This window comes from Mesorhizobium album (assembly GCF_033977205.1).
Classification (GTDB): domain Bacteria; phylum Pseudomonadota; class Alphaproteobacteria; order Rhizobiales; family Rhizobiaceae; genus Mesorhizobium; species Mesorhizobium album.
Genome location: NZ_JAVIIW010000025.1, coordinates 16,664 through 43,358, shown reverse-complemented (window position 1 = coordinate 43,358; position 26,695 = coordinate 16,664). Strand labels below are relative to the sequence as shown.

The following is a 26,695-nucleotide window of genomic DNA, read 5'->3' as shown; positions in this document are numbered from 1 at the left end:
TTGTTGATGCCGTGGCCGCGGACGCTGCCGGCGTCGACGTCGCCAACATCAAGGCTCGGTCCTCGAATTCGTGGACGGTGAGACAGCTGCTAGTGCGGCGGACAAGATTGCGGCCAAGCTGCAGACCTCAGTCAACGAGACAAGGGCCCTGGCCCAGGCACTGGTGCCCGACGACGGTCCGGCTCATCGACCGTAAGCGACGCGAAAGATGAGGCGAGCACCGGCGAATCCGTCGGCATCGGCAAGCTCATCGAAATTTCCGACACCGACCTCGACGCGCTCGCGCGTGTCGCGCAAAGCGAGGTGGCACTCTTCGCCAGATTTGGCGATGACAGTTGCGCGGCGGACTCGCTGCCGTTGACGAGCCGCTCCGGCCGTTTCCTTCAATGGCGTTTTCTGGTTCATCCGTAAGTGAGCCGGGAATCCTGATCACCAGTTGCGCCGCGCACCATCGAAAAGTACTCGATTCAGTGCCGGCGACTTCCTTGTCGGGACGAAACGCGAAGTTGGTTCAGCAAAACCTTCAAGCATCGGCTATCGGCGCAATCTCAGTAGAACTGGCACATGCCGGCTGCGCTCGGCGTTGGTCGAGGAAGCGCGTCAATCCGCCGGGCTACTTCCCGGCCGCGACCGTCTCGTTGAGCACCGTGGCTAGATGGCAGGCCGCCGAGCGCCAGCTGCTGCACGACGACAGGCGAGAGATTGTCGAAATAGGCGTGGGCGAGGATCACCACATGCGGGTTGTCCGCCTCGGTCGACGTGCCCCTGGGCAACGCGCGATAGCGTCCTCCGCTGTTGGATGGCAGGCGGCCAGCCTAGAAACGGCGACCGGGGCGTGTCGCATCCAATGTCACACGTTCCGTCTCTGCGCGCCACCTTGAACAGTCAGCCCTGTCGAGGTTCGCTTCAGGCAGTGGCGACGGGGTACCCAGCGGCCGAGATGAGGCACGACAAAATGCCGTTTGAATTACCCGAGCTCGTGGATGGCAACGTTGGGAATGATCGCCTTGGCGATGTCGCATAGGTGCTGCTCAAGGGTGAGATAGATCACCTGACCGACGTTGGCCATTTCGCCGAACAGCCGGAAAACTTCCTCCGATCTGAGATGAGCCACTGCTTCTTGCCATTGATGGCCACCACACGTTCGTCGAGATGCCATTTGTCGCCCAGGCAGCTGGCTGACCGTCGCTTGATCTCCGGGCGAAATGCCGTCCGAATTTCTCCGCCCAGCTTCGAATGGTGTGATGCGTGACGATGATACCGCGGATCGCCAGCATGTCCTCAACCATGCGCAGGCTGAGCGGAAGGCGAAAGTAGAGCCATACTGCGTGCGCAATGAACTCGGCGGGAAAGCGGTGGCGACGATAAGCGGATCATGAGCAACTTTCTGACATCGTCCATGTACGCACATTCTTCATCAGCCGTCAGTTAACTTTACGGGGCCTTCAGATCACCATGCTGAAGCAGAAGAAATTACCAAGGGCTCTAATCGCCTGGATGACAGTTCAGCGGCAGGACAAACCTAACAATTGTCCCACACACGACAATTGTGCGCCCTGTGGGTTGAGGCTCGTGCGCGAGAGCCATTTATCGATAAGCGACTGGACCCTATGGAACTTCCGAGTTTCTTCGAACCCCTTTACATATGTGGCACGAAAGTTGCTGTTCCTCCTTGCAGCGTGCTGACACCAGGAAGCCTGGCGTACGGCAACATGACTGGAGTGGCATCCGCCAAACCAGTTCAGGTACTCATACGGAAAAGGAATGCACCATGCAGAAGAAGATCGCAGAAACCACCACGGTCATCCGTACGACCGGCACGGTCTAAATGACCTAGCAGAGAGGCAATGCGCCACTGTCCTCAATCGAAAACGGCGAGCAATATGGTCGATTTTGTACAGTCGAATGCGTTTGCGTTGATTTCGGAGGCGGTTGGCGCCCACGCAATTACATCGGCGTGCTTTATGCGACGCTGGGCAAGCCTGGTGGCGATGCGCCGGACTATCCTGGATAGACCAGCGGATCAGATCCTGATGGGTCGACATCCGCTGTCTTTTTTGGGGCGCCGCGTCATTGGCGCGGTACCGGATCGCCGCCACATGGCCAAAATCGCAGCTTCGGGCCGATTAGGCCGAATACGCAGCCGCGTTCATGGCCAAAGCGGGCACGTCTTCTCGGCCTGCCGAACGCGATCCAATTTGTCGCCTAGATGACATCGCTATCGAAAAGCGCTGGCAAGGCGAGTGGCTCAAGCTGGCACGGGTTTTGCCCAGCGGTTGTTGGAGCGGCGCCACGACCGCCAGCCTTGGGAGCTTCGTTGCCGATCGCGTCATGCGTCGTTTGTTTAGTGAGGTGAAATGCGATCTGGAGTTCTAATTTGGGGCGGGGCAATAGTTGCGTTCGCCGCATGCGGTGCAGCCAATTCGGCCAATCTCAACAGGATGGTCGAGCCGGGACCGGCGGTTTGGGACTGGACCGGAGGATATATTGGCGTCCACGGCGGCGGAGGCTATGGCGGCACGTCCTTCAGTGATCCTTATGGCCCATCGATTTATGGAGACGTCGTCAGCACTCCGGTGTTCATGGCCGGAGGCCAGCTCGGCTACAATTGGCAAAGAGATAGGTTGGTATTCGGCGCCGAACTCGACGCGAGCTACGCTGTCTCCGACGGCACAAACAGCTGTTTTGCCTTCTCAGGCACTGCTGTAATAGACACCTGCCATGCAGGTCCGAACTCCTTTTTCACAGCGACCGCACGTGCCGGGTACACGTTTGGCCCGCAGGGCCAAATGCTGGCCTACGTCAAGGCAGGCGTAGCTTGGCAAAACAATCGTGGCGAGATCGCCAACAACAACGAATTTTTGATGCAGGACTCCCCTGGGTTCGGACGGCACACAACACATTTCGATTATGGTCGCTTCGGTTGGAGTCTCGGAGCTGGCGTTGAGCAAGCGCTCTCGCCTGATTGGTCTGTCAAATTCGAGTACGACTATATGGGTTTTAGCGGGACGCGTTTAACGACTCCTTCGACCATACAGTACCCACCTCTTGGATTCGTCCCCACCAGCAGCAGCAATTTATCTAGTAGCTATCACGTGGGAAAGGTCGGCCTGAATTACCACTTTGGCGTCTACCCGCGATCTATGGGACGGAATGATACACTACTCTCGGACGGGGCGACAGAAGCCAAGCCTATTGTATATACAGGCGATTGGTCCTTCGAGGGTGGCTCACGGGCCTGGCTCAGCCGGGGGATATTTCAGTGGGATTACATCCTTGCGCCACCAACACTTGGGGATGAGAGCATCCCCAGCTCTAGGCTGACGTACAGGGGGTTGGACGGCATTTCGGGCGAATTTTTCGGACGCCTTGATAGCCCCTGGGGGATATTCTTGAAGGGCAACATTGGCGCCGGACGCTTCGACAAAGGACGGATGAACGACGAAGATTCGAGCATTGACAAACTCGCCTACAGCAACACCTTACACGGCCAAGCAAATGGAAAGTTCGCGTACTATACGGCTGATGCGGGCTTCAACTTTCTGCGCGGTAGCACCTATAAACTGGGTGCATTCGTCGGATGGACCTATTACGGCCAGAAGTCGGATTCGATCGGATGCGTGCAGATCGCTTCGCCGTTCGGTCCATGCCAGGTGCCAACACAGCCTCTGATCACTGGCCGCCAAGAATCCGATTGGAATGCGCCGCGCATCGGCCTTTACGCCGAGACTATGCTGCTTGAGCGCTGGCGTGTGAGCGCAGATGTTGCTTACCTGCCGTGGACGGACTTCCGTGGTCGTGACGACCACCTTCTTCGGGCCAGACCAACTTTCTACGATCAGCGGGGGCAAGGTGGCGGGGGCGTTCAGGTCGAAGGAGCACTATCCTACTTCTTCAACAAGAATTTCAGCATCGGCATTGGTGCCCGGTACTGGGCAATGTGGACGAAGAACAACAGCAATGTTACCTATAACTGCATCTGCGATGACGTCGGCAAGATTGATAAGCAGCCTGCTCTTGCTAAGTACAGCATGGAGCGGTGGGGCACGTTCATAGAGGTCTCCTATAGGTTGGACTGAAACGTATATTTATGGCTTGAAGTCTGTTTAAACCGCTGTTGCCGCAAAGAGCACCCGATTGCGCGGTGTTGCAGCTGGGGAAGGCTTCTCCCCAAACCTGAAGAGGGGTCGCATGGGAGGCAAAACCTCAGGCCGAGTGCCAAAGACGACAGTTGGCGACCTATCGGTCGTTTCACATTGGTCAATCCTGCAATGGCAGGTGCGACGCGCCTTCGCCGCGCCTCCAGGTCACCGGCGCTGCGGATGTATCATGTTGATCCGGGGGGACGCTCCTGCTTTCGAGTTAGCGTCGAATAAATGCAGGTATCTGATCGCAGCCGTGATCTTTTCGGCGGGTTCGCAATTCGACGGGGCAGGATTGCTGCAAGCCATGCAGAACAAGTTTGCCCGTTTCAAGCAGCCTAAGCGGATATTCGTGGTCGCTGAGTTACCGCGCAACAGCATGGGCATGGTGCAAAAGAACATACTGCGCCAACGTTTCATCGACACCTTCGAAACGTGAATAGACGCGTCGACACCATCGCGTGACACTGGAATTCGGCATTTAGCCTCAAGCCATAGCGCCGCTTTCCCATTGCTACCGGCCTCCAAGTGCCGCGATCAGGTCGTCGGCAGCCGTTGCGACGGGTTCTGCTAGCAGCTAGCGGGGCCGGCAGTCTGGGGCGCGGACCGGCGTGGCTCTTCCTGCGAGCTGCGCTGGACCAAAGTGATCGATGGTGAGAATCAGTCAGCCTTTACTACGGCTATAGGTTGCGGGATCTCGCATCCGCTTCCGTGGCAGCGCCTGAAATAATGCTGGCGAGCCGATATGACTCCATCCAGGCTTGCTTCAGCGCGTCCCGGAAAGTCTTGCGACGCCTGGGCACCTGCGATGCGTATTTTTCGTCGATCATAAAGAATGGGCGCCCTTGAGGCCCAGCCGTCGCGCAGTCTATGTATCCGCCCGAACTTGGTCAGCGAATGCCTCGCCGGCGAGGACGCTACGCGCTTCTTCGGCGTTGATGCCGAGCTCCCTAGCAAGCTCGACCAGGGTATTGATATCACCCAGCGCCTTACCCTCGCTGAAGTAAGCCCTGAACAGGCGCTCCTCCATCCCCGTTTGTACGCCAAGCGCGCGTGCGAAGTGGATCAGCCGGGGTGCATCGAACGAGTTGCCTTAGGGCGCCCCATCGAAATTGTAGTCGAGTCCTTCCTGCGCGCCGAGCCGACGCATTTGATCGTTCATCGCGCCTCGTTAAGACTCAAGCTGTGCCTTTCCGACAAGCTGTCGTTGAGGCTCTTGTTCGTGATGGAGGGTGCGTCAGGATCGAGCTGGTAGCTGCGCCAGATGACCTCCACCTGGTCGCGATGTTCGGACCGGGACAGCGCGTTGTCGAAGCGATGTTTGGCGATGTAGCACCTGGGGCAGGCCATATGGACCAGACCTCCACTTTCATGGCTTTCTCCATTGATCTGATTACTGGCTCCTCGCGAGCGTCCCGTAAGCGGCGAGATGAATATCAATGTTCATGCGCACGCCCATGAGCTTCCATGTCGGGTTACAAATGGTCGGCAATGCCAGGAGCGGCCCGCACAAACTCTCTGCTCGGGACTTGATCGAACCTAAACTTTGCCAGATGTCCTCTGGACAGTTTCATGCCGTAGGAACCAACCGCTAAGCCGCCATCGGCCGGACCGTCCTTGAGGAACGGAATGCGCACCAAAGTCCAGTCGAGGTCGGAGCCTGCAATCAATTCGCCGGTCGCCTTGATGTCTTCGTAGGAACTCCGTGCGATCACCTTGAAGAGCGTCACCAAAGCCTCCGACTTCAAGTCGAAGCCATCTTCTGCATCGCGGTAGCTCGCGGTCGAACCTGAATAAGCCGCAGGACATTCAGTTCGTCCATGACCGAGATCACGTTGCGGAGTCCATTCATGACTCCACACTGGAACAACCGGCCGATGACGGTTGACGGCAATACATAGCGAGTCATCGCATCCAATCGTACGTGAGGCGCATTCGTAATTGGGCCTGGCCGCGCGATGCTACGTTGCGTTGTCCAGCGAGCCTAGCCAATGACGCCCACGAAGCTGTTAATCGGGCAGATCGCCGTCGTGTTCGCGATCGTCATTCTTGGCGTCTGGACGTCGACGCAATGGTGCGCCCACATGCTCGGCTATCAGTCGCCGCTTGGTGTGCCATGGTTCGTCGTGGCCGGCTGGCCGATCTACAAGCCGTGGAAACTGTTTGAATGGTGGTTCCACTTCGATGCCTACGCGCCCGAGATATTTGATCAGGCAGGCGCGCTGGCCGGCGCCAGCGGGTTCTTGGGCTGCGCAGCCGCGATCGCTGGCTCGCTCTGGCGCGCGCGGCAAAGAGGGCTGGTCACCACCTACGGCTCCTCGCGATGGGCCACGACGCTAGAGATCGAGAAGGCAAGGCTGTTTCTGCCGGCCGGTGTTTTCCTTGGCAAATTGAAGGATCGGTATCTTCGCCATGATGGGCCGGAGCATGTGATGGCCTTTGCTCCGACACGTTCAGGCAAGGGAGTCGGATTGGTCGTTCCGACGCTCCTTTCCTGGACTGGCTCGGCCGTCATTCATGACATCAAAGGCGAGAACTGGCAGCTCACCTCAGGCTGGCGGTCAAAGTTCTCATACTGCCTTTTGTTCAATCCGACCGATCCACGATCGGCGCGCTACAATCCGCTGCTGGAAGTGCGCAAAGGTCCAAACGAGGTCCGCGACGTTCAGAACATTGCCGACGTCTTGGTCGATCCGGAAGGTGCGCTCGAGCGACGAAATCATTGGGAGAAGACCAGCCATTCACTGTTGGTCGGCGCGATCCTACACGTGCTCTACGCCGAAGAGGAAAAGACGCTTGCACGCGTCGCCACCTTCCTGTCGGATCCCCAACGTTCGTTTGCCTCGACACTGCAGCGCATGATGACGACAAACCACCTCGGCGCGGCGAACAGGCCTCAGGTCCATCCCGTTGTAGCCTCGGCAGCACGCGAGGTGCTCAACAAGTCAGAGAACGAGCGTTCGGGCGTTCTGTCGACCGCCATGTCGTTTCTCGGTCTCTATCGCGATCCGACCGTGGCCGCGGCAACATCGGCCTGCGACTGGCGCATTGCAGACCTCATGGATGCCGAACGGCCAATGTCGCTCTATCTCGTCGTTCCGCCGTCGGACATCTCGCGCACCAAGCCGCTGGTTCGACTGATCCTCAATCAGGTCGGCAGGCGGCTGACCGAGCGCCTGGAGGGTGATCCGAAGAAGAGCCGGAAATATCAGCTTCTCATGATGCTGGACGAATTCCCGGCGCTCGGCCGGCTCGACTTCTTCGAGACCGCACTGGCCTTCATGGCCGGTTACGGCATTCGCGCCTATCTGATCGCGCAATCCTTGAACCAGATTTCCAAGGCTTATGGCGAGAACAACGCCATTCTTGATAACTGCCATGTGCGAATTGCCTTTTCCTCCAATGACGAGCGCACGGCTAAGCGCATCTCGGATGCGCTGGGTACGGCGACGGAGCTCAGGTCCATGCGCAACTATGCCGGCCACCGGCTGGCGCCCTGGCTTTCGCACGTCATGGTGAGCCGCCAGGAGACCGCCCGACCGCTGTTGACTCCGGGAGAGGTGATGCAGCTTCCGCCGACGGACGAATTGGTGCTTGTTTCGGGGTTGTCGCCGATCCGCGCCAAGAGGCTGCGCTATTATCAGGACCAGAATTTCACGGAGCGGGTGCTTCCTGCGCCGGTATTGCGCGACGGTCCTTACGCCGACTGTCCTGCATCACGCCCGGACGATTGGACCGGACAGGTGCGCACCGTCGATCACCGTCTTGCTGCTGACGATGACAGCGTCGGCACGGCAATTGAAGACGAGGGAGGCGTTCAACAGCAACGCCATCCTGGTGTGCTGGAAGAACAGGTCGTTGTCGGCCAAGAGTCGGAAAAGGACGATCTCTTCAAGCCCGCCGACGATGATAGCGGAGCGCTCGCCGACAAGCGTGTGATGGACCGGATTTCTACCGCGGCGCGCGCTTATGGCGTCAACGAGGGCAGGGGCGACGACAAGGATATCGTGCCCGGCTTCTGAACGCCGCCCAAAGCCAAAGCGTATCTCAGCGTAGATAACGACCATAAGCAATTTCGAGCGCCCGGCCGATGCTTGTTCCTGTCGCCGGCCCAACGCCGGCCTGTCGAGAACAAGCCGCATGAAGCCACACCGCATTCGTCATCAGTTTCTGCTCGAGCCGGAGCTCAGCGAGAAACTGGACAACCTTAGCCGCGACCCCTCGACCACCAAATCCGCGGTGGTCGCAAAGGCGGTTGAGGCCTTCATCGACCGGCGCGGCGAGAATGAGCTCGACCGGCGCTATGGTGTGAGGCTCGATCGTCTTTCCCGCGACCTTGGTCATGTCAGGCGCGATGCAGAGATGATCCTGGAGAGCCTGGCGCTCTTCATCCGCTTTTCGATCACGCTCCATGCTCATACGCCGGTCCCCGACAAGGCAACGCAGGCGATTGCCCAGGAGCGTTTCGACAAATTTGTCGAGCAGGTCGGTCGGCAGATCGCATCCGGGAAACGCTCGCTCGGCAAGGAGAATAGCGGGGGAGGCGAAGGATGAGCTCTCATCCCGAAGCCGACCATCGCCGGCGCGCGATGTTGCGCACCGCAATGGGCCCGGCGATCACCGAGGCGCTGGCAGATCCGTTGGTCATCGAGGTGATGGTCAATCCTGATGGTGCGCTGCGGCTCGACCGTCTCGGAGAAGGCCGGATCGACACTGGCGTGTCCATGCACCCGTCGGAAGCGGAGCGCATCATCCGTCTGGTCGCCTCCCATGTGCGCGCCGAGGCGCATGCCGACAATCCGATTATCAGCGCCGAACTGCCGTCGGGCGAGCGCTTTGAGGGCCTGCTGCCACCGGTGGTGCTGGCGCCATGCTTTGCCATCCGCAAGCCGGCCGCAAAGCTCTACACGTTAGCCAACTATGTCGCAGACCGGATCATGCTGCAGGTGCAGGCCGATGTGCTGACGAAGGCGGTACGCGAGCGTCGCAACATCCTGGTCGCTGGCGGCACGTCATCGGGCAAGACGACCCTTGCCAATGCGCTCTTGGCCGAAGTCGCCGAATACGACGAGCGGGTAATCCTGATCGAGGATACGCGCGAATTGCAATGTGCGGCCAAGGACTGCGTTGCCTTGAGAACAAGGCGCGGCTCGGTCACCCTCGCCGATCTCGTTCGCTCGACGCTACGCCTTCGACCCGATCGCATCATCGTCGGCGAAGTCAGAGGCTCGGAAGCGCTCGACATGCTGAAGGCCTGGAACACCGGGCATCCCGGCGGCATCGCCACCGTCCACGCCAACTCGGCACGCTCTGCCCTCTATCGCATCGAGCAACTCGCTCAGGAAGCCGTCGTCACCATTCCCCGTCGCCTCATCGTCGATGCGATAGATCTGATCGTCTTCATCGCCGGGCGTGGATCCTCGCGCCGCATCGACGCGATCGCCGAGGTCACCGGTCTCGACGGCAGTGGCGACTACGCCGTCACCCAACTCACGCTTCCCCAACTCCAACAGTTCTGAAAGGCCAGTTCATGCGCAAGAAGCTTCGCTTTCTTTCGTCCGCCGCGCTCGCGTTCTGTCTTACGGCTCCAGCATACGCTGCCGGCTCTGGCATGCCGTGGGAACAGCCGCTGCAGCAGATACTGGAATCGGTGCAGGGACCGGTGGCCAAGATTGTCGCGGTGATCATCATCATCACCACCGGTCTGACCCTCGCCTTCGGCGACACGGCAGGCGGTTTCCGGCGGCTAATCCAGATCGTCTTCGGCCTGTCGATCGCCTTCGCTGCGTCGAGCTTCTTCCTCTCCTTCTTCTCCTTCGGCGGCGGGGCAGTCGTCGGATGAGCACTGGAGAGCAACATATTGAGGGCTTCGAGGTGCCGGTCCACCGGGCATTGACGGAGCCGATCCTGCTGGGCGGTGCGCCACGAGCGGTGGCAATCCTCAACGGCACGGTCGCCGCGGCGATAGGCCTTGGCTTGCAGCAGTGGATTGCTGGACTGGTGCTCTGGCTTGCTGGTCACACGCTCGCGGTCTTCGCGGCCCGCCGCGATCCGGACTTCGCCAGTGTGCTTGTCCGCCACCTTCGTCTGAGGGGGTGGCTTGCATGCTGAACCTGTCGGAATATCGCGGCAAAGCCGACCGGCTCGCCGACCATCTGCCCTGGGCTGCATTGGTGGCGCCGGGCATCGTGCTGAATAAGGACGGCAGCTTTCAACGGACGATGCGGTTCCGCGGTCCCGATCTCGAAAGCGCGACGGAAGCCGAACTCATCGGCATTTGCGCCCGGGCGAACAATGCCCTGAGAAGGCTCGGTTCAGGCTGGGCACTGTTCTTCGAGGCCGAGCGCGTCGAAGCGCTTGGCTATCCAGCCTCGCATTTCCCCGACGCGGCCTCATGGCTGGTCGACGAAGAACGCCGCGCCGCTTTTGAGGGCAAGGTCGCGCATTTCGAAAGCCGGTATCACCTGACCGTGGTGTTCATGCCGCCGCCGGACAGCCACGCTCGGGCGGAAAGCGCGCTCGTCGATTCCCATCGTTCGCAGAGCGAAAGGGATTGGCGCCAGGAGCTGGCGCGGTTTCGAGATGAGACCAACCGCGTTCTGGATCTCCTGTCGGGCTTCATGCCCGAAGTGCGCGTTCTCGACGATGCCGAGATGTTGACCTACCTGCACGGCACCATCTCCACCCGCCGCCATGGTGTCGCGGTGCCGGAAACGCCAATCTATCTCGACGGCATTCTGGTCGATGGGCCGCTCACCGGCGGATTGGAGCCTATGCTGGGCGACCAGCATCTGCGCACGCTCACCATCCTCGGCTTCCCGAACCTCACCCGGCCGGGAATCCTCGACGCGCTCAACCACCAAGATTTTGCCTATCGCTGGATGACGCGCTTCATTCCGCTTGACAAAACGGAAAGCACCAAAACGCTGATCCGGTTGCGGCGGCAATGGTTTGCAAAGCGCAAATCGATCGTCGCGATCTTGCGCGAGGTCGTCACCAACGAACCCGTCCCGCTCGTTGACAGCGATGCCGACAACAAGGCGCTCGATGCCGACGAAGCACTTCAGGCATTAGGCGGCGATCATGTCGGCTTCGGCTATCTGACTACGACCGTGACGGTATTGGACGAGGACCGGCAAGCTGCCGCGGAAAAACTTCGCGCGGTTGAGCGCATCATTAATGGACTCGGCTTCACCACGATCCGTGAAAGCGTCAACGCGGTCGAGGCCTGGCTCGGCTCATTGCCAGGCCATGTTTATGCGAATGTTCGCCAGCCGCTCGTTCACACGCTGAACCTGGCCCATCTGATGCCGCTGTCATCTGTTTGGGCCGGCCCGACGGCAAACGAGCATCTCACAAAGGTCACAGAAGCAGAGGCTCCGCCGCTTCTCTACGCCGAGACGAGCGGGTCGACACCGTTCCGGCTTTCCACCCATGTCGACGATGTCGGCCACATGCTGATCGTTGGTCCGACTGGAGCGGGCAAGTCGGTTCTGCTTGCCCTGATTGCGCTCCAGTTCCGACGCTACGCCGGCGCGCGGGTCTATGTCTTCGACAAGGGCAATTCGGCGCGCGCGACAACACTTGCAATGGGAGGAGAGCACCACGCGCTCGGTGCGGACGGCGCGCTTGCGTTCCAGCCGCTGCGCGAAATCGGCGACCAGGCTGCCCGCAGTTGGGCGGCCGAATGGATCGCCGGCCTCATTGCCCATGAGAACGTCACCGTCACGCCAGAGGTGAAAGAGGCGGTCTGGTCGGCGCTCACCAGTCTGGCCACCGCGCCGGTTGAGGAGCGCACGCTGACCGGCCTGTCGGTCCTGCTTCAGTCCAACGCCCTGAAGTCCGCTTTGATGCCCTACACGCTCGACGGTTCCTTCGGCCGGCTGCTTGATGCCGATCATGATCGGCTGGCCTTGTCCAATGTGCAGTGTTTCGAGACCGAGGAGCTGATGCACAGCCAAGGCGCTGTGTTGCCGGTGCTCACTTATCTTTTCCATCGTTTGGAAGAGCGGTTCGACGGACGGCCGACACTGCTCATGCTCGACGAAGCTTGGGTCTATCTCGACAATCCGCTCTTTGCCGCCCGCATCCGCGAATGGCTGAAGGTGCTGCGCAAGAAGAACGTGTCGGTCATCTTCGCCACGCAGTCGCTTGCCGATATCGCCAGCTCTGCGATCGCGCCGGCAATCATTGAGAGTTGCCCGCAGCGCATTTTTCTCCCCAACGATCGTGCCGTGGAACCGCAGGCTAAGGCAGCCTACGAACGCTTCGGTCTGAACGAGCGGCAGATCGAGCTGGTCGCTCGCGCCACACCGAAGCGGCAGTACTATCTGCAATCGCGCCGTGGGAACCGACTCTTCGAGCTCGGCCTCGGCCCGATCGCGCTTGCGCTTTGCGGTGCCTCCGATCCTGCCAGCCAGACCCTAATCGATAGCGTGCTGTCCGAGCACGGGCAGAACGGCTTTGCCTCCAACTTCCTCAATGCACGCGGCCTCGACTGGGCCGCCGAGCTTCTCCGGCAATTCCCTCAACCAGATAAGGAGCAATCGTCATGATGCGGCGCCGTTTTCTCTCCGGCCTGATCACTCTTTCCCTGATCGCCAAACCGTTGGCCGACTATGTCCGGCCAGCCTATGCCCTGATTGTCTTCGATCCCTCCAACTATACGCAGAACGTGCTCTCGGCGGCGCGCGCATTGGAGCAGATCAACAATCAGATCCAGTCGCTTCAGAACCAGGCGACCATGCTGCAGAACATGGCGCGCAACCTCCAGAGCCTGGATTTCTCTTCCCTTGGCCAGCTTGCCGGTTCGCTCCAACGGATCGACGGTTTGATGGACCAGGCGAGCGGCCTGAGCTTCGATCTCGACAAGCTTCAGGACCAGTGGCGACAGCAATATCCCGAAAGCTATGACGCCACGATCAAGGTCAGCGACGTGGCGAGCGCCGCGCGTGAGCGCTGGCAGAGCGCCATGCAGGCGTTCCGCCAGACCATGGGCGTCCAGTCGCAGATCGTCGAGAATGTCCGCGGCGACGGCGACCTGCTTGCCGATCTCGTGAACCGCAGCCAAGGGGCAGCTGGCGCGCTTCAGGCAAGCCAGGCCACCAACCAGCTGATCGCGCTTTCAACCAAGCAGCAGATGCAGATCCAGACGCTGCTGGCGACGCAGTTTCGGGCTGAGGCTGAGGATGCCGCTCGCAAGGCGCAGTCGGAGGAAGCCGCCCGACAGACGACGAAGCGCTTCCTGGGGACCGGCACGGCCTATCCCGGCAACTGATCAACAGTTCATCACGACAAGGAAGGCGGCGGCATGAACGACCTCGGGGTCATCGATCGCTTCATGGAGACTTTTATCCGCTATATCGACAGCGGGTTCGGTCTGCTTTCGGGCGACGTCGCCTTCCTCACCACCACTCTGATCGGCATCGACATCACGCTTGCCGGCCTGGCGTGGGCCTTCGGCGGCGAAGCCAACATCCTCGGGCGGCTCGTCCGCAAAGTACTCTATGTCGGCGTTTTCGCTTTCATCCTGAACAATTTCAAGAACCTCGCCGATATCATCTATCGGTCTTTTGCCGGACTCGGCATCAACGCGTCCTCCGGCAATCTCTCCGCCGACAATCTCTTGCATCCTGGGCGCATCGCCGCGACCGGCTTCGAGGGGGCCTGGCCGCTGCTCGATCAAGCGAGCCAGCTTCTTGGCTTTCCGGAAATCTTCGGCAACGCGCTCACCATCTTCGTGCTGCTCGTGGCGTGGTTCCTGGTCATCATCGCCTTCTTCATTCTTTCGATCCAGCTCTTCATCACCATCCTGGAGTTCAAGCTCACCACCCTGGCTGGCTTCGTTCTTGTGCCCTTCGCGCTCTGGAACCGGTCAGCATTTCTGGCTGAGCGTGTGCTCGGCAATGTGATCTCGTCAGGCATCAAGGTGATGGTGCTCGCCGTTATCGTCGGCATCGGCTCGACGCTCTTCGGCGAATTCGCTTCCGCTCTGCAAGGCAAGGAGCCGGATCTGGCGGCCGCCATGTCGCAGGTGCTCGGCGCACTGGCGCTGCTTGGTCTCGGCATATTCGGCCCGGGGATCGCTTCGGGCCTTGTCTCCGGCGCACCGCAGCTTGGCGCCGGCGCCGCACTCGGGACCACGGCGGCCGCTGCTGGATCAGCGCTCGTTGCCGGGGGAGCTGCCTTTGCCGGTGCGCGCATGGCAACAGGCGGCGGTCTCGCCGCGATCCGAGCCGGCACGACAATGGGTTCGGCAGCTTCCTCGGCATGGCAGTTGGGACGTGCAACCTCGGCTGAGACTGGCCTGTCCGGTGTGTCTGCCGGAATGCACGGTGTGGCGGGTGCCGTGGGCGGCGCCGCGATGCAGGCAGCACGATCTGCCGCGGGAGGGTTCGCGCGCAGCGCCGATGCCGGGCGCGAGGCCGCATGGACCGCGACCGGGGGCGCGCCGACTGCGTCAATGACAGGAAACCCATCCGGCAGGGCCGCGGATGCTGCGCCCGGCTGGGCAAGGCGCCTGCGTTCCGAACAGACCGCCCGTGCCCACCGCCACGCCGCCATGCAAGCCGTCCGTGAGGGCGACAGGCCGGGCGGTAGCGCCAATCCTTCTCTCAGCGACAAGGACGACTAGATGCTCTTCAAGCGACCCGTTCAACGTTACGGCAAGACGCCCGAGCCGGTTACTCCGTATCAGAAGGCCGCCCAGCTCTGGGACGAACGCATCGGTTCATCTCGGGTGCAGGCGCGCAACTGGCGGCTCATAGCCATTGGCTGCCTGGCGTTGGCAACGGGGCTCTCCGGCGGCCTTGTTTGGCAGTCGATGCAAAGCCGCGTTGTGCCCTATGTCGTCGAGGTCGACCGCTTCGGTGAGGCGCGCGCCGTGGCACCAGCGATCCGGGACTATGAGCCCACTGACGCTCAGATCGCCTGGCATCTCGGCCGCTTCATTCAAAATGTCCGTTCGATCTCCACCGATCCGGTGCTGGTGCGGCAGAACTGGCTGGCGGCCTACGACTTTGCCACCGACCGCGCAGCACTCTTCCTCAACGAGTACGCCAAGACGAACGACCCCTTCGGTCAGATTGGCACGCGCAGCGTGTCAGTGCAGGTGACCAGCGTGGTCAGGGCTTCCGACAGCTCGTTCCAGGTCAAATGGACCGAGCAGGTTTTTGAGCGCGGCAGCCTGGCCAGCACGATGCGATGGACGGCGATCCTGACCATCGTGATCCGACCGCCAAGCAATACCGATCAGCTCCGCAACAACCCGCTCGGCGTCTTCATCAACGCCATCGACTGGTCGCGCGAGCTCGACAGCGCCACGCCAACATCCGTTTCCCCAAAGGAGCCCGATAATGACAAATAGAGCCCGATCGTTCCGTGCCGCGCTGATCCTGTCCGCGTCGGCAGTCGTCCTCTGCGCCTGCGCGTCGAAGCCGGTGCCGCCGCCTGAGATTTCGTATGATGCTGCCGACTTCAAACCGGCGACAATCGAGAGGCCGCCGGAGAAGCTGGTCAAGATCGTCGAGGTGCCAAAGCCGCTGCCGCTGTCCGGCCAGTTGCAGCCCGACCCGGACAAAGTCGCCGAGGACAAGCGCAACCCCGAAGAACGTGTCGCCGATGCCAACAAGGCGGCGACGCAGCAACCCACCAAGTATGGCTATGTCAACGCGGTCCAGGTCTATCCCTTTACCGATGGTGCGCTCTATCAACTCTACGCCGCGCCGGAGCGCGTCACCGACATTGCCCTGCAGCCAGGCGAGAAACTGACAGCCGTGTCCGCCGGCGACACGGTGCGCTGGGTGATCGGCGACACCGTCAGCGGCACCGGTGACAACCAGCGCACGCATGTGCTGGTCAAACCCTTCGCGCCGGGGCTTAACACCAACCTGGTGATCACCACGGAACGTCGGACGTATCACCTGCAGCTACAAAGCACTGACAAGACCGCAATGGCGGCCATCTCGTGGACCTATAGCGAGGACCAGATCATCGCGCTGCGCCAGCGCAATGCTCAAGCTGAAGCTGTCACGCCGATGGCGTCGAACGTCGCACTCGAGAATATTCGCTTCCGCTATTCGATCACCGGCGACACGCCGCCCTGGAGGCCGAGGCGTGCCTTCGATGACGGCAGCAAGGTCTACATCGAATTCCCACGTCGCATCGACCAGGGCGAGGCGCCGCCGCTCTTCATCGTCGGCGCTGACGGAGGTAGCCAGCTCGTCAATTACCGCATGCGGGGCAACTACTACATCGTCGATCGTCTGTTCGCTTCGGCCGAACTGCGCCTCGGGACCAAGCAACAGCAGGTGGTGCGCATCACCAGAACCGACGGCCGGCAGCCGCCGCGGCGGATCTCGCTTTTTTCTCGTCTCGGCAGGTGAGGGGAGCGCCCATGACAGACACGTCCCATTCCACCGCTCCGCCGAAGCTTGATCCCGAGCAGCTGCAGTTGCGAGCATCGCCGCGACGCGCCGTCCGATTCAGGCGCGGCGTGATCATCGCTATCGCCGCGCTCGGATCGGGCGCCATATTCGGCGTTACCATGCTCGCGCTTCAAGGGCCGGCCTGGCGCATCAAGGGCCAGGCAGAGGACCGCTATAACACCGAGCGCAAGCCAACAGCCGAGGGGCTCGAAAACCTCCCCAAGGACTATTCCGCGATCAAGCCAAAGGTGCCTATGCTTGGACCACCACTGCCAGGCGATCTCGGCCGTCCCATCCTTGAGCGACAGCGTCAGCTCGGCGTCGCGCCGGGGCAGGAAATCTCCGCCGAGGAGCAGCGCCTTGCCCAGCAGGCGATTTCGGCGCGCGAGTCGCAAGTCATGTTCCGGATCGATAATCGATCGAAGCGGACAGATGCCAGTGAGCAAGGTGCCGAGCAGCCATTTGGGGCACTTCCGCAAGCCGGTGCCTCCCGGGCGTCAGGTTCTATTGCTCCAGCCGCGGGCGACCAGAGCAGTCCATCCCCCGAAGCCTCGGCGAAGGGGGACCAGCAGCGCAAGCTCGATTTTATCAGTCAGCGGGACACAAACGGAATCTACAATCCGCATGCACTGCAGACGCCCGCTTCGCCCTATCAGTTGATGGCTGGCAGCGTGATCGCGGCAAGCCTTATCACCGGCATCAATTCCGACTTGCCCGGTTTGGTAGTTGCGCAGGTCACCGAGAATGTGCACGACACTGTCACCGGTAGCATCTTGCTGATCCCCCAAGGCTCACGCCTGATCGGCACCTATGACAGCGTCGTCGCCTTTGGGCAAAAACGCGCCCTGCTGGTCTGGCAGCGCATTCTGCTGCCCGACGGCTCCTCCATCGAAATCGACAATCTGCCCGCCACAGACACCGCCGGCTACGCAGGGCTTGAGGACAAGGTTGATTTCCACACCTGGCAGCTGATCAAGGGAGTTGCGCTGGCCACATTGCTGGGTGTCGGCCCCGAGTTGAGTTTTGGTGAAAACGAAAGCGACCTGGTCAAGGCGATCCGGGAATCCACTCAACAAAACGTCAGTCAAGCCGGCCAGCGCATCACCGAAAAGAACCTTAACATTCAGCCGACAATCACGGTGCGCCCCGGCTGGCCGCTCCGCGTCATCGTGCAGAAGGATCTCGTGCTTCGGTCCTATCCAAGCTCGCAGGAGTAGGTGATGTCAAATCTGAAGCTGGGAAAGCTCCCTGACCGAACACCTTCGAAAATCACCATCACCATCAGCGCGGACCTGAGCCAAGCCCTTAAGGACTATGCGACACTATACCGTCAAACCTACGGCGAGTCCGAGGCAGTAGGTGAGCTCATTCCGTTCATGCTGGTCGAGTTCCTGGAGGGCGACCGAGCTTTCGCGAAGGCCAGAAGGGAAGGCTTCCCAGCCACAGAAAAGTCGCGACGCCTGTCGGGTTCCGGTTCCGAGTAGTCGAAGCCGAGATAGGTCAAACCGGCCATGCGGCGCTCCGCAGCATTTCCCAGTTCTCCACCGCCTCTGGCGGAACTGGAGCGGTTTCTCGCTGTCGCCGCCTATTTGGTCGTTCGTCATGGCGAATCCTACACCCCGACCTTCGAACGGCTAGAGCAAGAGCTTGAGGAGATGCGACGGCGGCTCGGAAACCAAGACCGGGCTCGCCGCGTGCTGGCGGAACTGATGCAGAAAGGCGCCGAATATGAGGACGCTAGGACACCTGATCGTCTTAAGCTCGACCTTGAAGTCAGGCGCCTCCTCTGATTCCCTGATCGTGGTTGGGATCGCCTGATTCGCCTGCTCGCTGACCTGGCTCCGTGTGGTGCGCTCGGCAGTGTAGCCGGCGCCTTTGTAGGGAGAAACCTCAATGGCAGCCAAGCCGGAAATCCTCGAGATGAGGCCTAAGATTACCGTCATTGGGGTCGGCGGCGCCGGCGGAAACGCCGTCAACAACATGATCGCCGAAGGCCTGCAAGGCGTCGAGTTCGTCGTCGCCAACACTGATGCCCAGGCGCTCACCATGTCAAAAGCGTCTCGATTGATCCAGTTGGGTGCGCATGTCACCCAAGGCCTCGGCGCCGGGTCTTTGCCTCATGTCGGAATTGCCGCCGCCGAGGAATCGCTCGACGAGATAATGGGCCAGCTGATGGGAACGCATATGTGTTTCATCACCGCCGGAATGGGCGGCGGCACGGGCACCGGTGCTGCGCCCGTGATTGCGCGTGCCGCGCGCGATGCCGGCATTTTGACAGTGGCCGTCGTCACCAAGCCTTTCGTCTTCGAAGGGAAGCGCAGGACACAGGCTGCTGAGGACGGGATCGAGCGCCTTCGTGAAAGCGCCGACACCGTGATCGTCATCCCGAACCAAAACCTGTTCAGGGTCGCCGACGCCAGGACCACGTTTGCCGACGCGTTTGCCATGGCCGACCGTGTTCTCTACGCGGGCGTCGGCTGCATCACTGATCTCGTGGTGAAAGAAGGCCTGATCAACCTTGACTTTGCCGACGTGAAGTCGGTGATGCGTGACATGGGCCGCGCGATGATGGGAACCGGCGAGGCTTCCGGAGAGGGCCGGGCAAGGGCGGCAGCCGAGGCCGCAATCGCCAATCCGCTCCTTGATGAGGCCTCCATGACCGGCGCCAGGGGGCTGCTCGTATCGATCTGCGGCGGGATGGACATGACGCTGTTCGAGGTCGACGAGGCAGCGACACGGATACGGGAAGAAGTCGATGCGGACGCCAACATTATCGTCGGCGCCATCTTCGACCACGCATTAGCAGGGAAGTTCCGGGTGTCGGTCGTCGCAACGGGCCTGCGTAACGACACAAACGTCGTACAGCTTGAGCAAAGGATCGCCTGAGACGAAGCGATTTCCGCGACAGTGGAATGCCGCGAGCCTAAGCGCTCCCGTTGGGCGGTCCCGAGAGAACGGGCGCCGCTAGCCTTTTGGCGGCTTGAAAGCAATCTTTTGAAGCCACTCGTGCTTCTGCATCAGGGACGGTCCGGCGCCATACTTCGGCCGGATCCATTTGTGCCCCATCAGGGAAGCGGTCACCTTCTCCGGCGCCTCGACAGCCGTTAGCCGGTCCTCGAAAGTGTGTCTCAGACTATAGAGGCTATGCTCCGAGGTAGGCAGCAGCTTCTTTTTGCCAAGCACTTTGTTGACGAGCGCCGACAGCGAAGCCGCCTTATCGCGGTATCGCGGAAAGCCATTCGGATGCAGCTTCATCACGTCAAGCGCGCAGCCGACCAGGGGGATATCGCGTGCGGAATGATCGGTCTTCAGACGGCGGCCATTGGGGCGCACCTGGACGTGCGGAATTTCGTGGTCGAGGTGGATAGTCTCTGCGGTGAGATTAGCCGCTTCGGAAAGCCTCAGTCCGGTATCGGCAATTAGATAGACAAGGTGGCGGGCCTCGTCATTCAGCCCGTCAAGCGCCCCGTCGGCGAGAATCTTTTCCTGCACGAACTGCTCGCTGAACGCTGCGCGCTGGGCTGCGACGGCCCCGGAAAGGCGAAGGTGGTGGAAAACTGGCTCCAGTTTGAGCTGGTGCGTGAGGTCGACAACACGCAGCATCTTGGAGATGTGGCCGATGTCCTTATTGGCCGTCCCGATGTCGAGGCCCCCTCCAACGACGCGCTTCTGCCACCATTCACGGAAGGCAACCGCATCCTCTCGCGTCATGCGAGCGATCTCCTTATCGCCGATGACGCCGATCAAGTTTGCGATCGCCCGCTTCTTGGGATTCCGCCACTTCTTTATCTGGTTTGGAGACATCGCCAGCAGGTTCTGTTGCTCGATCGCCTCGAACTCCTTGAGGAGCCCGCTCAGGCGCAGTGCCGGCCGCTGCACGCCGCCCATGACCGCCGCGACGTCCGCTGCGTTGTCGATGGCATTTCTATCGAGAAGCAGCTTCATGCGGGCTATGAGTTCGTCCAGCGGCCCCGCCGCCAGCTCCTCATTGGTTCGATAAGCCAGCCCGAACGATCGTGCGCGCTTCCTCGCTGCCTCGAAACGCAGAGCTGCCTCTGCGGACTGGCCGTCACCCAGTTTGCGCCAATAAGTCTCGAGCTCCGCGCCGAGACTTCGCACCGCATCGCGAGCCCTTACACCACGCGGATCGTCAGCAACTGCCACCCCGGTTGAAATGCGCACCAAGCCGCGGCGGTCGAACGACGCAAATTCCTTAGGCACCCGGCGCACGAGATACCAGATACCATCCCGCTTATGCGGGCGTGGCGCTGTAGATCGCCGCATTAGCTCACTCTAATGTTACACAGTTTGTTACACAGAATGAGATATGTTTCGATATCTGGCGGTCAAGGGCCGCAAGGAAGTTTTTGAAAACTAATGGTTTTTATGGAAGATAGCTGGCGGAGAGAGCGGGATTCGAACCCGCGTTACGGTTTCCCGTAAACACACTTTCCAGGCGTGCGCCTTCAACCACTCGGCCACCTCTCCGTCCTTGCATCTCACGCCGGCCGGTTTCGCCGCGCGGGTTGGGGAGATGCATCTCCCTCGGGAAGGCCTCGTCGGCTATTTGGGGTGCCTTCAACCGGCAGACAACCCTTTCCCCGCACCTCTAGCCGTCTAGGCAAAACAGGCGCGGGGCTCATCTAGTCGATCCGAAAGCGAATGCCAAGCCATAATGGCATTCCAAAGCCTTTTGTCGCGAATGGTCCGGAGGCAAGGCAGTCCGCGCGCCAGCGTGCGGTCGTCCGGTGTCAACGGCCGATGAGCTTATCCACGGCAAACCGGCAAAACCATCGCCGAAACAGCCAGGCGACCACGGTGGCGGGGAATGCCTTGTCGTGAAGTCGCGCACCGGCATTGAGCCTGATCAAACCCTTTGCGGCCGCTGCCTTACTATGGTGTGCTGTTTCGGGGACAAGGTGAATGCGCATAGCGATCCTGTCTGACATCCATGCCAACCGCGAGGCGTTCGACGCGGTCCTGGAGGCCGTCCACAGACAGGCGCCGGACCAGTTGGTCCTGCTTGGCGATCTGGTCGGCTATGGGCCCGACCCAGTCTACGTCGTCGAGAAGGCTGCCGATCTGGTCGAGGACGGCGCAGTTTGCATCATGGGCAACCACGACGAAGCGGTGGTGGCCAGCCGGACCGACATGACCGAAAACGCGCGGGTAGCCATCGAGTGGACCCGCAAACGCCTCGCTCGGCAGCATTTCGATTTCCTGGCGCGGCTGCCGCTTTCGCTCCGGTCCGAAGACCGGCTCTATGTTCACGCCAGCGCCGAACGGCCGGAGAAATGGGTGTACATACGCGACATCGGCACGGCGGAACGCTGTCTGTCCTCAAGCGATGCCCGCTTCATCTTCTGTGGCCATACCCACATTCCGGCCATTTATTATGCCCTGCCGGGCGCCCGGCCGATCCATTTTTCACCTCTGGCAAATGTCGCTGCGCCGTTGTCTGAACTGCGACGGCATCTGGTTGTGGTTGGCGCCGTCGGCCAGCCGCGTGACGGCAATCCGGCCGCCTGCTTCGCGCTTCTCGACACGGAACGGCGCGAGGTGACGATGGTTCGCGTTCCCTACGATCACGCAGAAACCGCCCGCAAGGTTCAGGCGTCGGGCCTGCCTGCGTGGCTTGGCATGCGTCTGAAAATTGGCCGCTAGTTCTCCTGGAGACGATGGATGCAGAGATTCGAGGCAGGGGCAAGCATCGACGGTTTCGAGCTCGTCGAAAGGCTTCAATCCGGCGGCATGGCGTCACTCTGGCGCGCGAAAAATCCGAAGTTCGATTTCCCGCTTCTGCTGAAGATCCCCTTTCTCGACCCGGGCGGGGACGTCTCCGTCATTCTTGGTTTCGAGGTCGAGGAACTGATCCTCAAGCGCCTGTCGGGTCCGCATGTGCCGCGCTTTGCAGCATCCGGCAGCCTGGCGGAAGTGCCTTACATCGCAATGGAGTTTGTCGCCGGTGTCGGCCTGGCGGAAATGACCGGCCGCGCGCCACTGCCGCCGGACGAAGTGGCAAGGATCGGCGCGGAAATCGCGAAGGCACTTGCGGCGTTACATCGCCAAAAGGTCGTCCATCTCGATCTCAAGCCCGAGAACATCATCCTCGCCGAGCGCGGCGTCGTCCTTCTGGACTTCGGCCTCGCCCGCCACGCCGAGCTTCCGGACCTTCTCGGCGAGGAGAGTTCCGTGCCGATGGGCACCGCAGCCTATATTTCGCCGGAACAGGTGCTGGGCGAGAGGTCCGATCCCGCAAGCGACCTGTTTGCGCTGGGCTGCATCCTCTATCAGCTCGTCACAGGCGAGGAGCCGTTCGGACGTCCGGCCACCTTCGCTGGAATGAAGCGCAGGCTCTATCATGCGCCCAGGCTGCCGCGCGACATCGACAAGGCCATTCCGAGGTGGCTGGAAGCCGTCATCCTTCGATGCATGGAAGTTGACAGATCCAGGCGGTATGCCGATGCGGCGCATGTGCTTTCAGACCTCAGAAACCCCGATCAGGTCGTGGTCGCCAGGCCGCCCGCGCCATCGAACGCAAGAATCTGGGAAGCCATCGGGAATCTCTTCCGCAGGACGGATGAGAAAGCGCTGGTGGGGAAGCCGGCCAGCTCCAGGGTGCAGGCCGGACCGCCGATCGTTCTGGCCGCGGTCGACCTTGCCAACGGAACCGATGCGCTGGCAGCGGAGGTTCTCAACGAAACCGCGCGTGTCCTTGCCGCGCGGCAGGATTCCTGGCTGGCCTGTGTAACGGTGTTGAAGACCGAGATCATCGCCGACACGCCGGCCGCCGGCGAATCGGGACACCTGACCTATCTGAGGCGGCTGGTCGCGCTGAAGGACTGGGCGCGTCCGCTGCACCTGCCGGAAGATCGCATAAGCTATCACGTGCTGGAGGCCGTCAGTCCCGCTGACGCGATCCTCAGCTACGCCGAGCACAATGATGTCGGGCATATCGTGGTCGGCGCCCGATCGTCTTCGGCGATTCGCCGGCATCTCGGCAGTGTCTCGACCAAGGTCGTGGCGCGAGCCCTTTGCTCGGTGTCGGTCGTCCGATTGAAGGCAATCGAGGAGCAAAGGCGGCTGCCCTGATGTCGCGGTGCCTGGCCAGATCGGCCGCGCTTGACTTCGGTCCTGACTGCCTGTCGATTGTTCCGGAGCGCTTCGGCTTTCGATAGAATCGCTGGATCGCTCTGGCTATTGGTTTCAAGCAACACGCGCGGGAGCGGCATCTCCTGGAATTGCATTGGGCTTTGCGAGGGGCATCGTCCTGACATGGCATCGATCAACCAGCAACCCGCAGGCCAGCCGGACAGCGGGCTTTCCTTTATCCCCGTGGCGTGGCTGATCATCGTCATGGGGCTGTCGGCCTACGGCCTGATCTCGAGCTGGCGGCTCATCGGCGACTTCAACCTGCCCGAAAGCGTGCTCTTCATGATCTATGGCGGGCTGGCCGGCGGAGTCGTCACCATTTTGTGGGGGCTTTACCTGCTCGGCCTCGCCTTTAACCGGTCGGCGCGTTTCCCGCGCCACTACACGATCTGGCAGGTCGCCATCATCCTGTGGCTCGTCGTGCGCCAGGGCTACACGCTTCTGGTGCCCGACTTCGTCTTCTCGGCCGAAGCGCTGGGCTTCACGCTGGCCGAGATCGCTATCGGCCTGCTCTGCATCTACCTGTTGCGGCCCGGCGCCGGCGCCGAGGCGGTCTATGCCAATTCTGAGACCGCGCGTCCGCCGCTCCTAGTCTCGCTGCTTGCGGCGCTGCTCGGGATCATCCTTGGCGGCGCCATCGGCGCCGGAGCCGGATTTTTCGCCGGGTCGCTGATCGCGGACGCCAGCCACATGAGCTGCTTCGAGGGCGCCTGCGGGTTTTTCGCCGTCTTCGTCGGCCTCGCAGGCCTGATCGTCGGGGCGATCGCCGGCGGAATCTTCGCCATCTGGCGGGTCAACCGGCGGAAGCCGGCGCCGAGCGCCTAAAAGCAATTCCAGGAAAAGTGCGCAGCGGTTTTCCGTCCGGGATTGCGTCAAACAAGATCGGCTCAAAATCGCGTGTCGCGATTGCGTGGCGGTTGCGCACGCTCTATGTCGGTTGCGGGGCAGACGGGAGCTTTTCCCGGGGAGTGCGTTGGATGTTGCGTTTCATCTTTCGGCTGGCGGCAATGATTGCCTTGTCGGTTTGCGTCATCATGGCGGTGATCGATACCACACGTTCGGTCGCGGCATCGGCGCTCGTGATGACGCCGCTCAACGCAAGCTGGCTGGCGGTATCGCCCGACACGCGCGCCGCCTTCGAAACCTATGTCCGCGCCAAGGCCAATCCGCTGATCTGGGACGGGATCATCGCCTGGGTGCTCAGCCAGCCGGGCTTCGCGGTGTTCGCGGTGCTGGCGTTCCTGCTCTACGCCATCGGCTACCGGCGGCGGCGCCATGAATTCGCTCCGACCAACTGACGCGGACGTTTCGCTTCGCCCGAAACGGTCGGTTGGCCACTTTTTCCAACAGGTCAAAATTCCGCGTGAATTTTGTTTCGGGCCATGCCAGATTGCCCGCGAGCGGGAGGGGTATACACTTCCTGCCTGACGTCGCATGCCTGCCGGAGAACCGGGCAGGCAGGCGGTGCAAACGGAAAATAACCGACAGGGTGTGGATCACATGAAACGTATCGTTCTCGGCCTTCTGGCCGCAACTGCAATGGTTCTTCCGGCCTTCGCAGCGGATGTCCAGCCGGCTATCCTCTACGATCTCGGCGGCAAGTTCGACAAATCCTTCAATGAGGCCGCCTTTCACGGCGCCGAGAAGTTCAAGACCGAAACCGGCGTGGCTTACGTCGAATTCGAGGTCTCCAACGCTTCGCAACGCGAGCAGGCGCTGCGCCGCTTCGCCGAGGACGGCCGCAATCCGATCGTCATGGCCGGCTTCGCATGGGAGGATGCGTTGAAGAAGGTCGCGGCCGAATATACCGACCTCAACTTCGCCATCATCGACGATGCCGTCGACCTGCCGAACGTCCGCTCGCTGGTATTCAAGGAGAACGAAGGCTCCTACCTCGTCGGCATCATGGCGGCGATGGCTTCGAAGTCGAAAAAAGTCGGCTTCGTCGGCGGCATGGACATCCCGCTGATCCGCAAGTTCGAATGCGGCTATGTCGGCGGCGCCAAGTCGGCCGGCGCAACTGACGTCATCCAGAACATGACCGGCGACACGCCGGCCGCCTGGAACGACCCGGCCAAGGGCGGCGAAATCGCCAAGACGCAGATCGACCAGGGTGCGGACGTGGTCTACGCCGCAGCCGGCGGCACCGGCGTCGGCGTGCTGCAGGCCGCGGCGGATGCCGGCAAGCTCGGCATCGGCGTCGATTCCAACCAGAACGGCCTGCAGCCCGGCAAGGTGCTGACCTCGATGATGAAGCGCGTGGACGTCGCCGTCTACAACGCCTTCATGGATGGCAAGAACGGCACCTTCAAGGGCGGCGTCCAGAATCTCGGCCTCAAGGAAGGCGGCGTCGACTACGCCATGGATGACAACAACAAGGCGCTGGTTACCGACGAGATGAAGGCGGCCGTGGAAAAGGCCAAGGCCGACATCATCGCCGGCAAGGTCCAGGTGCACGACTACACCGCCGACAACAAGTGCCCGTATTGATCGGCAAGTAAGCTCAGTCTGTGGACCGCCGGGCGAAAGCCCGGCGGTTTCTTTTTTGGCTTATAGCGTGCCGGCGAGATAGCCCAGCGCGAAGGCCGCCAACAGGGCGAGCGCGATGACGAAGCCGAGCCGGCCGCCAAGCGAATGCAGGCCGATGCCGTAGGGCTTGCGCTCGATCTTGTTGATCACGACGGGCGGCGGCTGCGCCTCGCTCTCGTTCAATCCGGCAAGCCGCATCTGCGGCAGTTCGGCAAGCCGCTGGTGCACAAGCTTCCAGCGATCGTCCGAAGTCGCATTCGGCGGTCCTGCAGGGTCCAGCGCACGCATGCGCTCGGCAAGCCGCAGCACCGCGTCGCGAAAGGCGGGATCGACCTGAAGGTCGCGCTCGGCGCGGGCCCGCTCCCGTTCGTCCATCAGTCCGAAGACATAGTCGCCGGCCCTTGCGACGCGGTCGCCTTCACTGGCCATCACCGTTCTCCCCCATGG

General features: G+C 61.3%; 29 protein-coding genes, 1 tRNA gene and 2 pseudogenes. 22 read left to right on the top strand and 10 right to left on the bottom strand.

Annotated features, from left to right (window positions below):
- Positions 1-183: 183 nt before the first annotated feature.
- From RFN28_RS20830 to RFN28_RS20815, 4 genes and pseudogenes are all read right to left on the bottom strand, one after another.
- Positions 184-405 (bottom strand): hypothetical protein, encoded by a 222-nt coding sequence (locus RFN28_RS20830; protein WP_320223744.1) that lies wholly within the window; start codon positions 403-405, stop codon positions 184-186.
- A gap of 143 nt (positions 406-548) precedes the next feature.
- A complete protein-coding gene (locus RFN28_RS20825; RefSeq protein ID WP_320223743.1) occupies positions 549-773 on the bottom strand; it encodes a hypothetical protein in 225 nt (74 codons plus the stop codon).
- Positions 774-967: 194 nt separating this feature from the next.
- Positions 968-1,114 carry a hypothetical protein gene (locus RFN28_RS20820; RefSeq protein WP_320223742.1) on the bottom strand — a complete coding sequence of 49 codons (147 nt, stop codon included), beginning with the start codon at positions 1,112-1,114 and terminating at the stop codon, positions 968-970.
- Positions 1,108-1,337, bottom strand: a pseudogene (locus RFN28_RS20815) (IS6 family transposase); the annotation flags it as partial. The gene RFN28_RS20820 and the pseudogene RFN28_RS20815, both read right to left, overlap by 7 nt.
- 814 nt (positions 1,338-2,151) lie before the next feature.
- On the opposite strand from RFN28_RS20815, the gene RFN28_RS20810 reads away from it, so the two are divergent.
- The 4 genes from RFN28_RS20810 (at position 2,152) to RFN28_RS20795 (ending at position 5,397) form a co-directional block, all read left to right on the top strand.
- Positions 2,152-2,376 (top strand): hypothetical protein, encoded by a 225-nt coding sequence (locus tag RFN28_RS20810; protein WP_320212920.1) that lies wholly within the window; start codon positions 2,152-2,154, stop codon positions 2,374-2,376.
- A complete protein-coding gene (locus RFN28_RS20805; RefSeq protein ID WP_320223741.1) occupies positions 2,358-4,079 on the top strand; it encodes an outer membrane protein in 1,722 nt (573 codons plus the stop codon). Before RFN28_RS20810 ends, RFN28_RS20805 begins: the two co-directional genes overlap by 19 nt.
- 112 nt (positions 4,080-4,191) lie before the next feature.
- Positions 4,192-4,581: a hypothetical protein gene (locus RFN28_RS20800; RefSeq protein ID WP_320223740.1), complete on the top strand. Its 390-nt coding sequence runs from the start codon at positions 4,192-4,194 to the stop codon at positions 4,579-4,581.
- Between the two features lie 396 nt (positions 4,582-4,977).
- Positions 4,978-5,397 carry a hypothetical protein gene (locus RFN28_RS20795; RefSeq protein WP_320223739.1) on the top strand — a complete coding sequence of 140 codons (420 nt, stop codon included), beginning with the start codon at positions 4,978-4,980 and terminating at the stop codon, positions 5,395-5,397.
- Here RFN28_RS20795 and RFN28_RS34905 read toward each other — a convergent pair.
- Together RFN28_RS34905 and RFN28_RS20790 are read right to left on the bottom strand one after the other, a co-directional pair.
- A pseudogene (locus tag RFN28_RS34905) lies at positions 5,397-5,492 on the bottom strand (DsbA family oxidoreductase); the annotation flags it as partial. The gene RFN28_RS20795 and the pseudogene RFN28_RS34905 overlap by 1 nt on opposite strands.
- A gap of 125 nt (positions 5,493-5,617) precedes the next feature.
- Complete coding sequence (locus RFN28_RS20790; protein WP_320223738.1) at positions 5,618-5,872, bottom strand: NAD(P)-dependent oxidoreductase; 255 nt, start codon at positions 5,870-5,872, stop codon at positions 5,618-5,620.
- A gap of 261 nt (positions 5,873-6,133) precedes the next feature.
- Between RFN28_RS20790 and RFN28_RS20785 the strand changes: the two genes are divergently transcribed.
- The 12 genes from RFN28_RS20785 (at position 6,134) to RFN28_RS20730 (ending at position 18,051) form a co-directional block, all read left to right on the top strand.
- Positions 6,134-8,164: a conjugal transfer protein TraG gene (locus RFN28_RS20785; protein ID WP_320223737.1), complete on the top strand. Its 2,031-nt coding sequence runs from the start codon at positions 6,134-6,136 to the stop codon at positions 8,162-8,164.
- Positions 8,165-8,282: 118 nt separating this feature from the next.
- Positions 8,283-8,696, top strand: coding sequence for a CopG family transcriptional regulator (locus RFN28_RS20780; protein ID WP_320223736.1), 414 nt, complete (start codon positions 8,283-8,285; stop codon positions 8,694-8,696).
- A complete protein-coding gene (gene trbB / locus RFN28_RS20775; RefSeq protein WP_320223735.1) occupies positions 8,693-9,661 on the top strand; it encodes a P-type conjugative transfer ATPase TrbB in 969 nt (322 codons plus the stop codon). The genes RFN28_RS20780 and trbB overlap by 4 nt, the downstream gene beginning before the upstream one ends.
- An 11-nt stretch (positions 9,662-9,672) precedes the next feature.
- Complete coding sequence (locus tag RFN28_RS20770; protein WP_320223734.1) at positions 9,673-9,984, top strand: TrbC/VirB2 family type IV secretion system protein; 312 nt, start codon at positions 9,673-9,675, stop codon at positions 9,982-9,984.
- Positions 9,981-10,253 carry a VirB3 family type IV secretion system protein gene (locus RFN28_RS20765; RefSeq protein ID WP_320223733.1) on the top strand — a complete coding sequence of 91 codons (273 nt, stop codon included), beginning with the start codon at positions 9,981-9,983 and terminating at the stop codon, positions 10,251-10,253. Before RFN28_RS20770 ends, RFN28_RS20765 begins: the two co-directional genes overlap by 4 nt.
- The gene (gene trbE, locus RFN28_RS20760; RefSeq protein WP_320223732.1) at positions 10,247-12,697 is read left to right on the top strand and encodes a conjugal transfer protein TrbE; all 2,451 of its coding nucleotides are present in this window, start codon (positions 10,247-10,249) and stop codon (positions 12,695-12,697) included. The genes RFN28_RS20765 and trbE overlap by 7 nt, the downstream gene beginning before the upstream one ends.
- The gene (trbJ, locus tag RFN28_RS20755) at positions 12,694-13,419 is read left to right on the top strand and encodes a P-type conjugative transfer protein TrbJ (RefSeq protein ID WP_320223731.1); all 726 of its coding nucleotides are present in this window, start codon (positions 12,694-12,696) and stop codon (positions 13,417-13,419) included. The genes trbE and trbJ overlap by 4 nt, the downstream gene beginning before the upstream one ends.
- Positions 13,420-13,452: 33 nt before the next feature.
- On the top strand, positions 13,453-14,775 hold the full coding sequence (gene trbL / locus RFN28_RS20750; protein WP_320223730.1) for a P-type conjugative transfer protein TrbL: 1,323 nt from the start codon (positions 13,453-13,455) through the stop codon (positions 14,773-14,775).
- The gene (gene trbF, locus RFN28_RS20745) at positions 14,776-15,507 is read left to right on the top strand and encodes a conjugal transfer protein TrbF (protein ID WP_320223729.1); all 732 of its coding nucleotides are present in this window, start codon (positions 14,776-14,778) and stop codon (positions 15,505-15,507) included.
- Entirely contained in the window at positions 15,497-16,525 is a 1,029-nt protein-coding gene (gene trbG / locus RFN28_RS20740; protein ID WP_320223728.1) for a P-type conjugative transfer protein TrbG, read from the top strand. Before trbF ends, trbG begins: the two co-directional genes overlap by 11 nt.
- Positions 16,526-16,536: 11 nt before the next feature.
- On the top strand, positions 16,537-17,784 hold the full coding sequence (locus tag RFN28_RS20735; RefSeq protein ID WP_320223727.1) for a TraB/TrbI/VirB10 family type IV secretion system protein: 1,248 nt from the start codon (positions 16,537-16,539) through the stop codon (positions 17,782-17,784).
- 3 nt (positions 17,785-17,787) lie between these two features.
- Positions 17,788-18,051, top strand: coding sequence for a DUF2274 domain-containing protein (locus tag RFN28_RS20730; protein WP_320223726.1), 264 nt, complete (start codon positions 17,788-17,790; stop codon positions 18,049-18,051).
- A gap of 150 nt (positions 18,052-18,201) precedes the next feature.
- Here RFN28_RS20730 and RFN28_RS20725 read toward each other — a convergent pair whose 3' ends face one another.
- On the bottom strand, positions 18,202-18,471 hold the full coding sequence (locus RFN28_RS20725; protein WP_320223725.1) for a hypothetical protein: 270 nt from the start codon (positions 18,469-18,471) through the stop codon (positions 18,202-18,204).
- Between RFN28_RS20725 and ftsZ the strand changes: the two genes are divergently transcribed.
- Entirely contained in the window at positions 18,461-19,453 is a 993-nt protein-coding gene (gene ftsZ / locus RFN28_RS20720) for a cell division protein FtsZ (protein ID WP_320223724.1), read from the top strand. The genes RFN28_RS20725 and ftsZ overlap by 11 nt on opposite strands.
- Before the next feature lie 78 nt (positions 19,454-19,531).
- Here ftsZ and RFN28_RS20715 read toward each other — a convergent pair whose 3' ends face one another.
- Together RFN28_RS20715 and RFN28_RS20710 are read right to left on the bottom strand one after the other, a co-directional pair.
- Positions 19,532-20,851 (bottom strand): integrase, encoded by a 1,320-nt coding sequence (locus RFN28_RS20715; RefSeq protein ID WP_320223723.1) that lies wholly within the window; start codon positions 20,849-20,851, stop codon positions 19,532-19,534.
- 114 nt (positions 20,852-20,965) lie between these two features.
- Positions 20,966-21,055, bottom strand: a tRNA-Ser gene (locus tag RFN28_RS20710).
- A 435-nt stretch (positions 21,056-21,490) separates the two neighbouring features.
- Between RFN28_RS20710 and RFN28_RS20705 the strand changes: the two genes are divergently transcribed.
- From RFN28_RS20705 to RFN28_RS20685, 5 genes are all read left to right on the top strand, one after another.
- A complete protein-coding gene (locus tag RFN28_RS20705) occupies positions 21,491-22,231 on the top strand; it encodes a metallophosphoesterase family protein (RefSeq protein ID WP_320289142.1) in 741 nt (246 codons plus the stop codon).
- Between the two features lie 18 nt (positions 22,232-22,249).
- Complete coding sequence (locus RFN28_RS20700; RefSeq protein ID WP_320289141.1) at positions 22,250-23,659, top strand: protein kinase domain-containing protein; 1,410 nt, start codon at positions 22,250-22,252, stop codon at positions 23,657-23,659.
- Between the two features lie 183 nt (positions 23,660-23,842).
- Positions 23,843-24,544: a DUF2569 family protein gene (locus RFN28_RS20695; protein ID WP_320289140.1), complete on the top strand. Its 702-nt coding sequence runs from the start codon at positions 23,843-23,845 to the stop codon at positions 24,542-24,544.
- 152 nt (positions 24,545-24,696) lie between these two features.
- The gene (locus tag RFN28_RS20690) at positions 24,697-25,017 is read left to right on the top strand and encodes a hypothetical protein (RefSeq protein WP_320289139.1); all 321 of its coding nucleotides are present in this window, start codon (positions 24,697-24,699) and stop codon (positions 25,015-25,017) included.
- A gap of 202 nt (positions 25,018-25,219) precedes the next feature.
- On the top strand, positions 25,220-26,209 hold the full coding sequence (locus RFN28_RS20685) for a BMP family lipoprotein (protein ID WP_320289138.1): 990 nt from the start codon (positions 25,220-25,222) through the stop codon (positions 26,207-26,209).
- A 60-nt stretch (positions 26,210-26,269) separates the two neighbouring features.
- On the opposite strand, the gene RFN28_RS20680 is transcribed toward RFN28_RS20685, so the two are convergent.
- Positions 26,270-26,677: a hypothetical protein gene (locus RFN28_RS20680; RefSeq protein WP_320289137.1), complete on the bottom strand. Its 408-nt coding sequence runs from the start codon at positions 26,675-26,677 to the stop codon at positions 26,270-26,272.
- Positions 26,678-26,695 lie beyond the last annotated feature (18 nt).

What these genes read in the sequence shown, in the direction of transcription:
- RFN28_RS20830 (WP_320223744.1), bottom strand. Translation starts at nt 405, where the DNA reads ATGAACCAGAAAACGCCATTGAAGGAAACGGCCGGAGCGGCTCGTCAA.
- RFN28_RS20810 (WP_320212920.1), top strand. Translation starts at nt 2,152, where the DNA reads ATGGCCAAAGCGGGCACGTCTTCTCGGCCTGCCGAACGCGATCCAATT.
- RFN28_RS20805 (WP_320223741.1), top strand. Translation starts at nt 2,358, where the DNA reads ATGCGATCTGGAGTTCTAATTTGGGGCGGGGCAATAGTTGCGTTCGCC.
- RFN28_RS20800 (WP_320223740.1), top strand. Translation starts at nt 4,192, where the DNA reads ATGGGAGGCAAAACCTCAGGCCGAGTGCCAAAGACGACAGTTGGCGAC.
- RFN28_RS20795 (WP_320223739.1), top strand. Translation starts at nt 4,978, where the DNA reads ATGGGCGCCCTTGAGGCCCAGCCGTCGCGCAGTCTATGTATCCGCCCG.
- RFN28_RS20785 (WP_320223737.1), top strand. Translation starts at nt 6,134, where the DNA reads ATGACGCCCACGAAGCTGTTAATCGGGCAGATCGCCGTCGTGTTCGCG.
- RFN28_RS20780 (WP_320223736.1), top strand. Translation starts at nt 8,283, where the DNA reads ATGAAGCCACACCGCATTCGTCATCAGTTTCTGCTCGAGCCGGAGCTC.
- trbB (WP_320223735.1), top strand. Translation starts at nt 8,693, where the DNA reads ATGAGCTCTCATCCCGAAGCCGACCATCGCCGGCGCGCGATGTTGCGC.
- RFN28_RS20770 (WP_320223734.1), top strand. Translation starts at nt 9,673, where the DNA reads ATGCGCAAGAAGCTTCGCTTTCTTTCGTCCGCCGCGCTCGCGTTCTGT.
- RFN28_RS20765 (WP_320223733.1), top strand. Translation starts at nt 9,981, where the DNA reads ATGAGCACTGGAGAGCAACATATTGAGGGCTTCGAGGTGCCGGTCCAC.
- trbE (WP_320223732.1), top strand. Translation starts at nt 10,247, where the DNA reads ATGCTGAACCTGTCGGAATATCGCGGCAAAGCCGACCGGCTCGCCGAC.
- trbJ (WP_320223731.1), top strand. Translation starts at nt 12,694, where the DNA reads ATGATGCGGCGCCGTTTTCTCTCCGGCCTGATCACTCTTTCCCTGATC.
- trbL (WP_320223730.1), top strand. Translation starts at nt 13,453, where the DNA reads ATGAACGACCTCGGGGTCATCGATCGCTTCATGGAGACTTTTATCCGC.
- trbF (WP_320223729.1), top strand. Translation starts at nt 14,776, where the DNA reads ATGCTCTTCAAGCGACCCGTTCAACGTTACGGCAAGACGCCCGAGCCG.
- trbG (WP_320223728.1), top strand. Translation starts at nt 15,497, where the DNA reads ATGACAAATAGAGCCCGATCGTTCCGTGCCGCGCTGATCCTGTCCGCG.
- RFN28_RS20735 (WP_320223727.1), top strand. Translation starts at nt 16,537, where the DNA reads ATGACAGACACGTCCCATTCCACCGCTCCGCCGAAGCTTGATCCCGAG.
- RFN28_RS20730 (WP_320223726.1), top strand. Translation starts at nt 17,788, where the DNA reads ATGTCAAATCTGAAGCTGGGAAAGCTCCCTGACCGAACACCTTCGAAA.
- ftsZ (WP_320223724.1), top strand. Translation starts at nt 18,461, where the DNA reads ATGGCAGCCAAGCCGGAAATCCTCGAGATGAGGCCTAAGATTACCGTC.
- RFN28_RS20715 (WP_320223723.1), bottom strand. Translation starts at nt 20,851, where the DNA reads ATGCGGCGATCTACAGCGCCACGCCCGCATAAGCGGGATGGTATCTGG.
- RFN28_RS20705 (WP_320289142.1), top strand. Translation starts at nt 21,491, where the DNA reads ATGCGCATAGCGATCCTGTCTGACATCCATGCCAACCGCGAGGCGTTC.
- RFN28_RS20700 (WP_320289141.1), top strand. Translation starts at nt 22,250, where the DNA reads ATGCAGAGATTCGAGGCAGGGGCAAGCATCGACGGTTTCGAGCTCGTC.
- RFN28_RS20695 (WP_320289140.1), top strand. Translation starts at nt 23,843, where the DNA reads ATGGCATCGATCAACCAGCAACCCGCAGGCCAGCCGGACAGCGGGCTT.
- RFN28_RS20690 (WP_320289139.1), top strand. Translation starts at nt 24,697, where the DNA reads ATGTTGCGTTTCATCTTTCGGCTGGCGGCAATGATTGCCTTGTCGGTT.
- RFN28_RS20685 (WP_320289138.1), top strand. Translation starts at nt 25,220, where the DNA reads ATGAAACGTATCGTTCTCGGCCTTCTGGCCGCAACTGCAATGGTTCTT.
- RFN28_RS20680 (WP_320289137.1), bottom strand. Translation starts at nt 26,677, where the DNA reads ATGGCCAGTGAAGGCGACCGCGTCGCAAGGGCCGGCGACTATGTCTTC.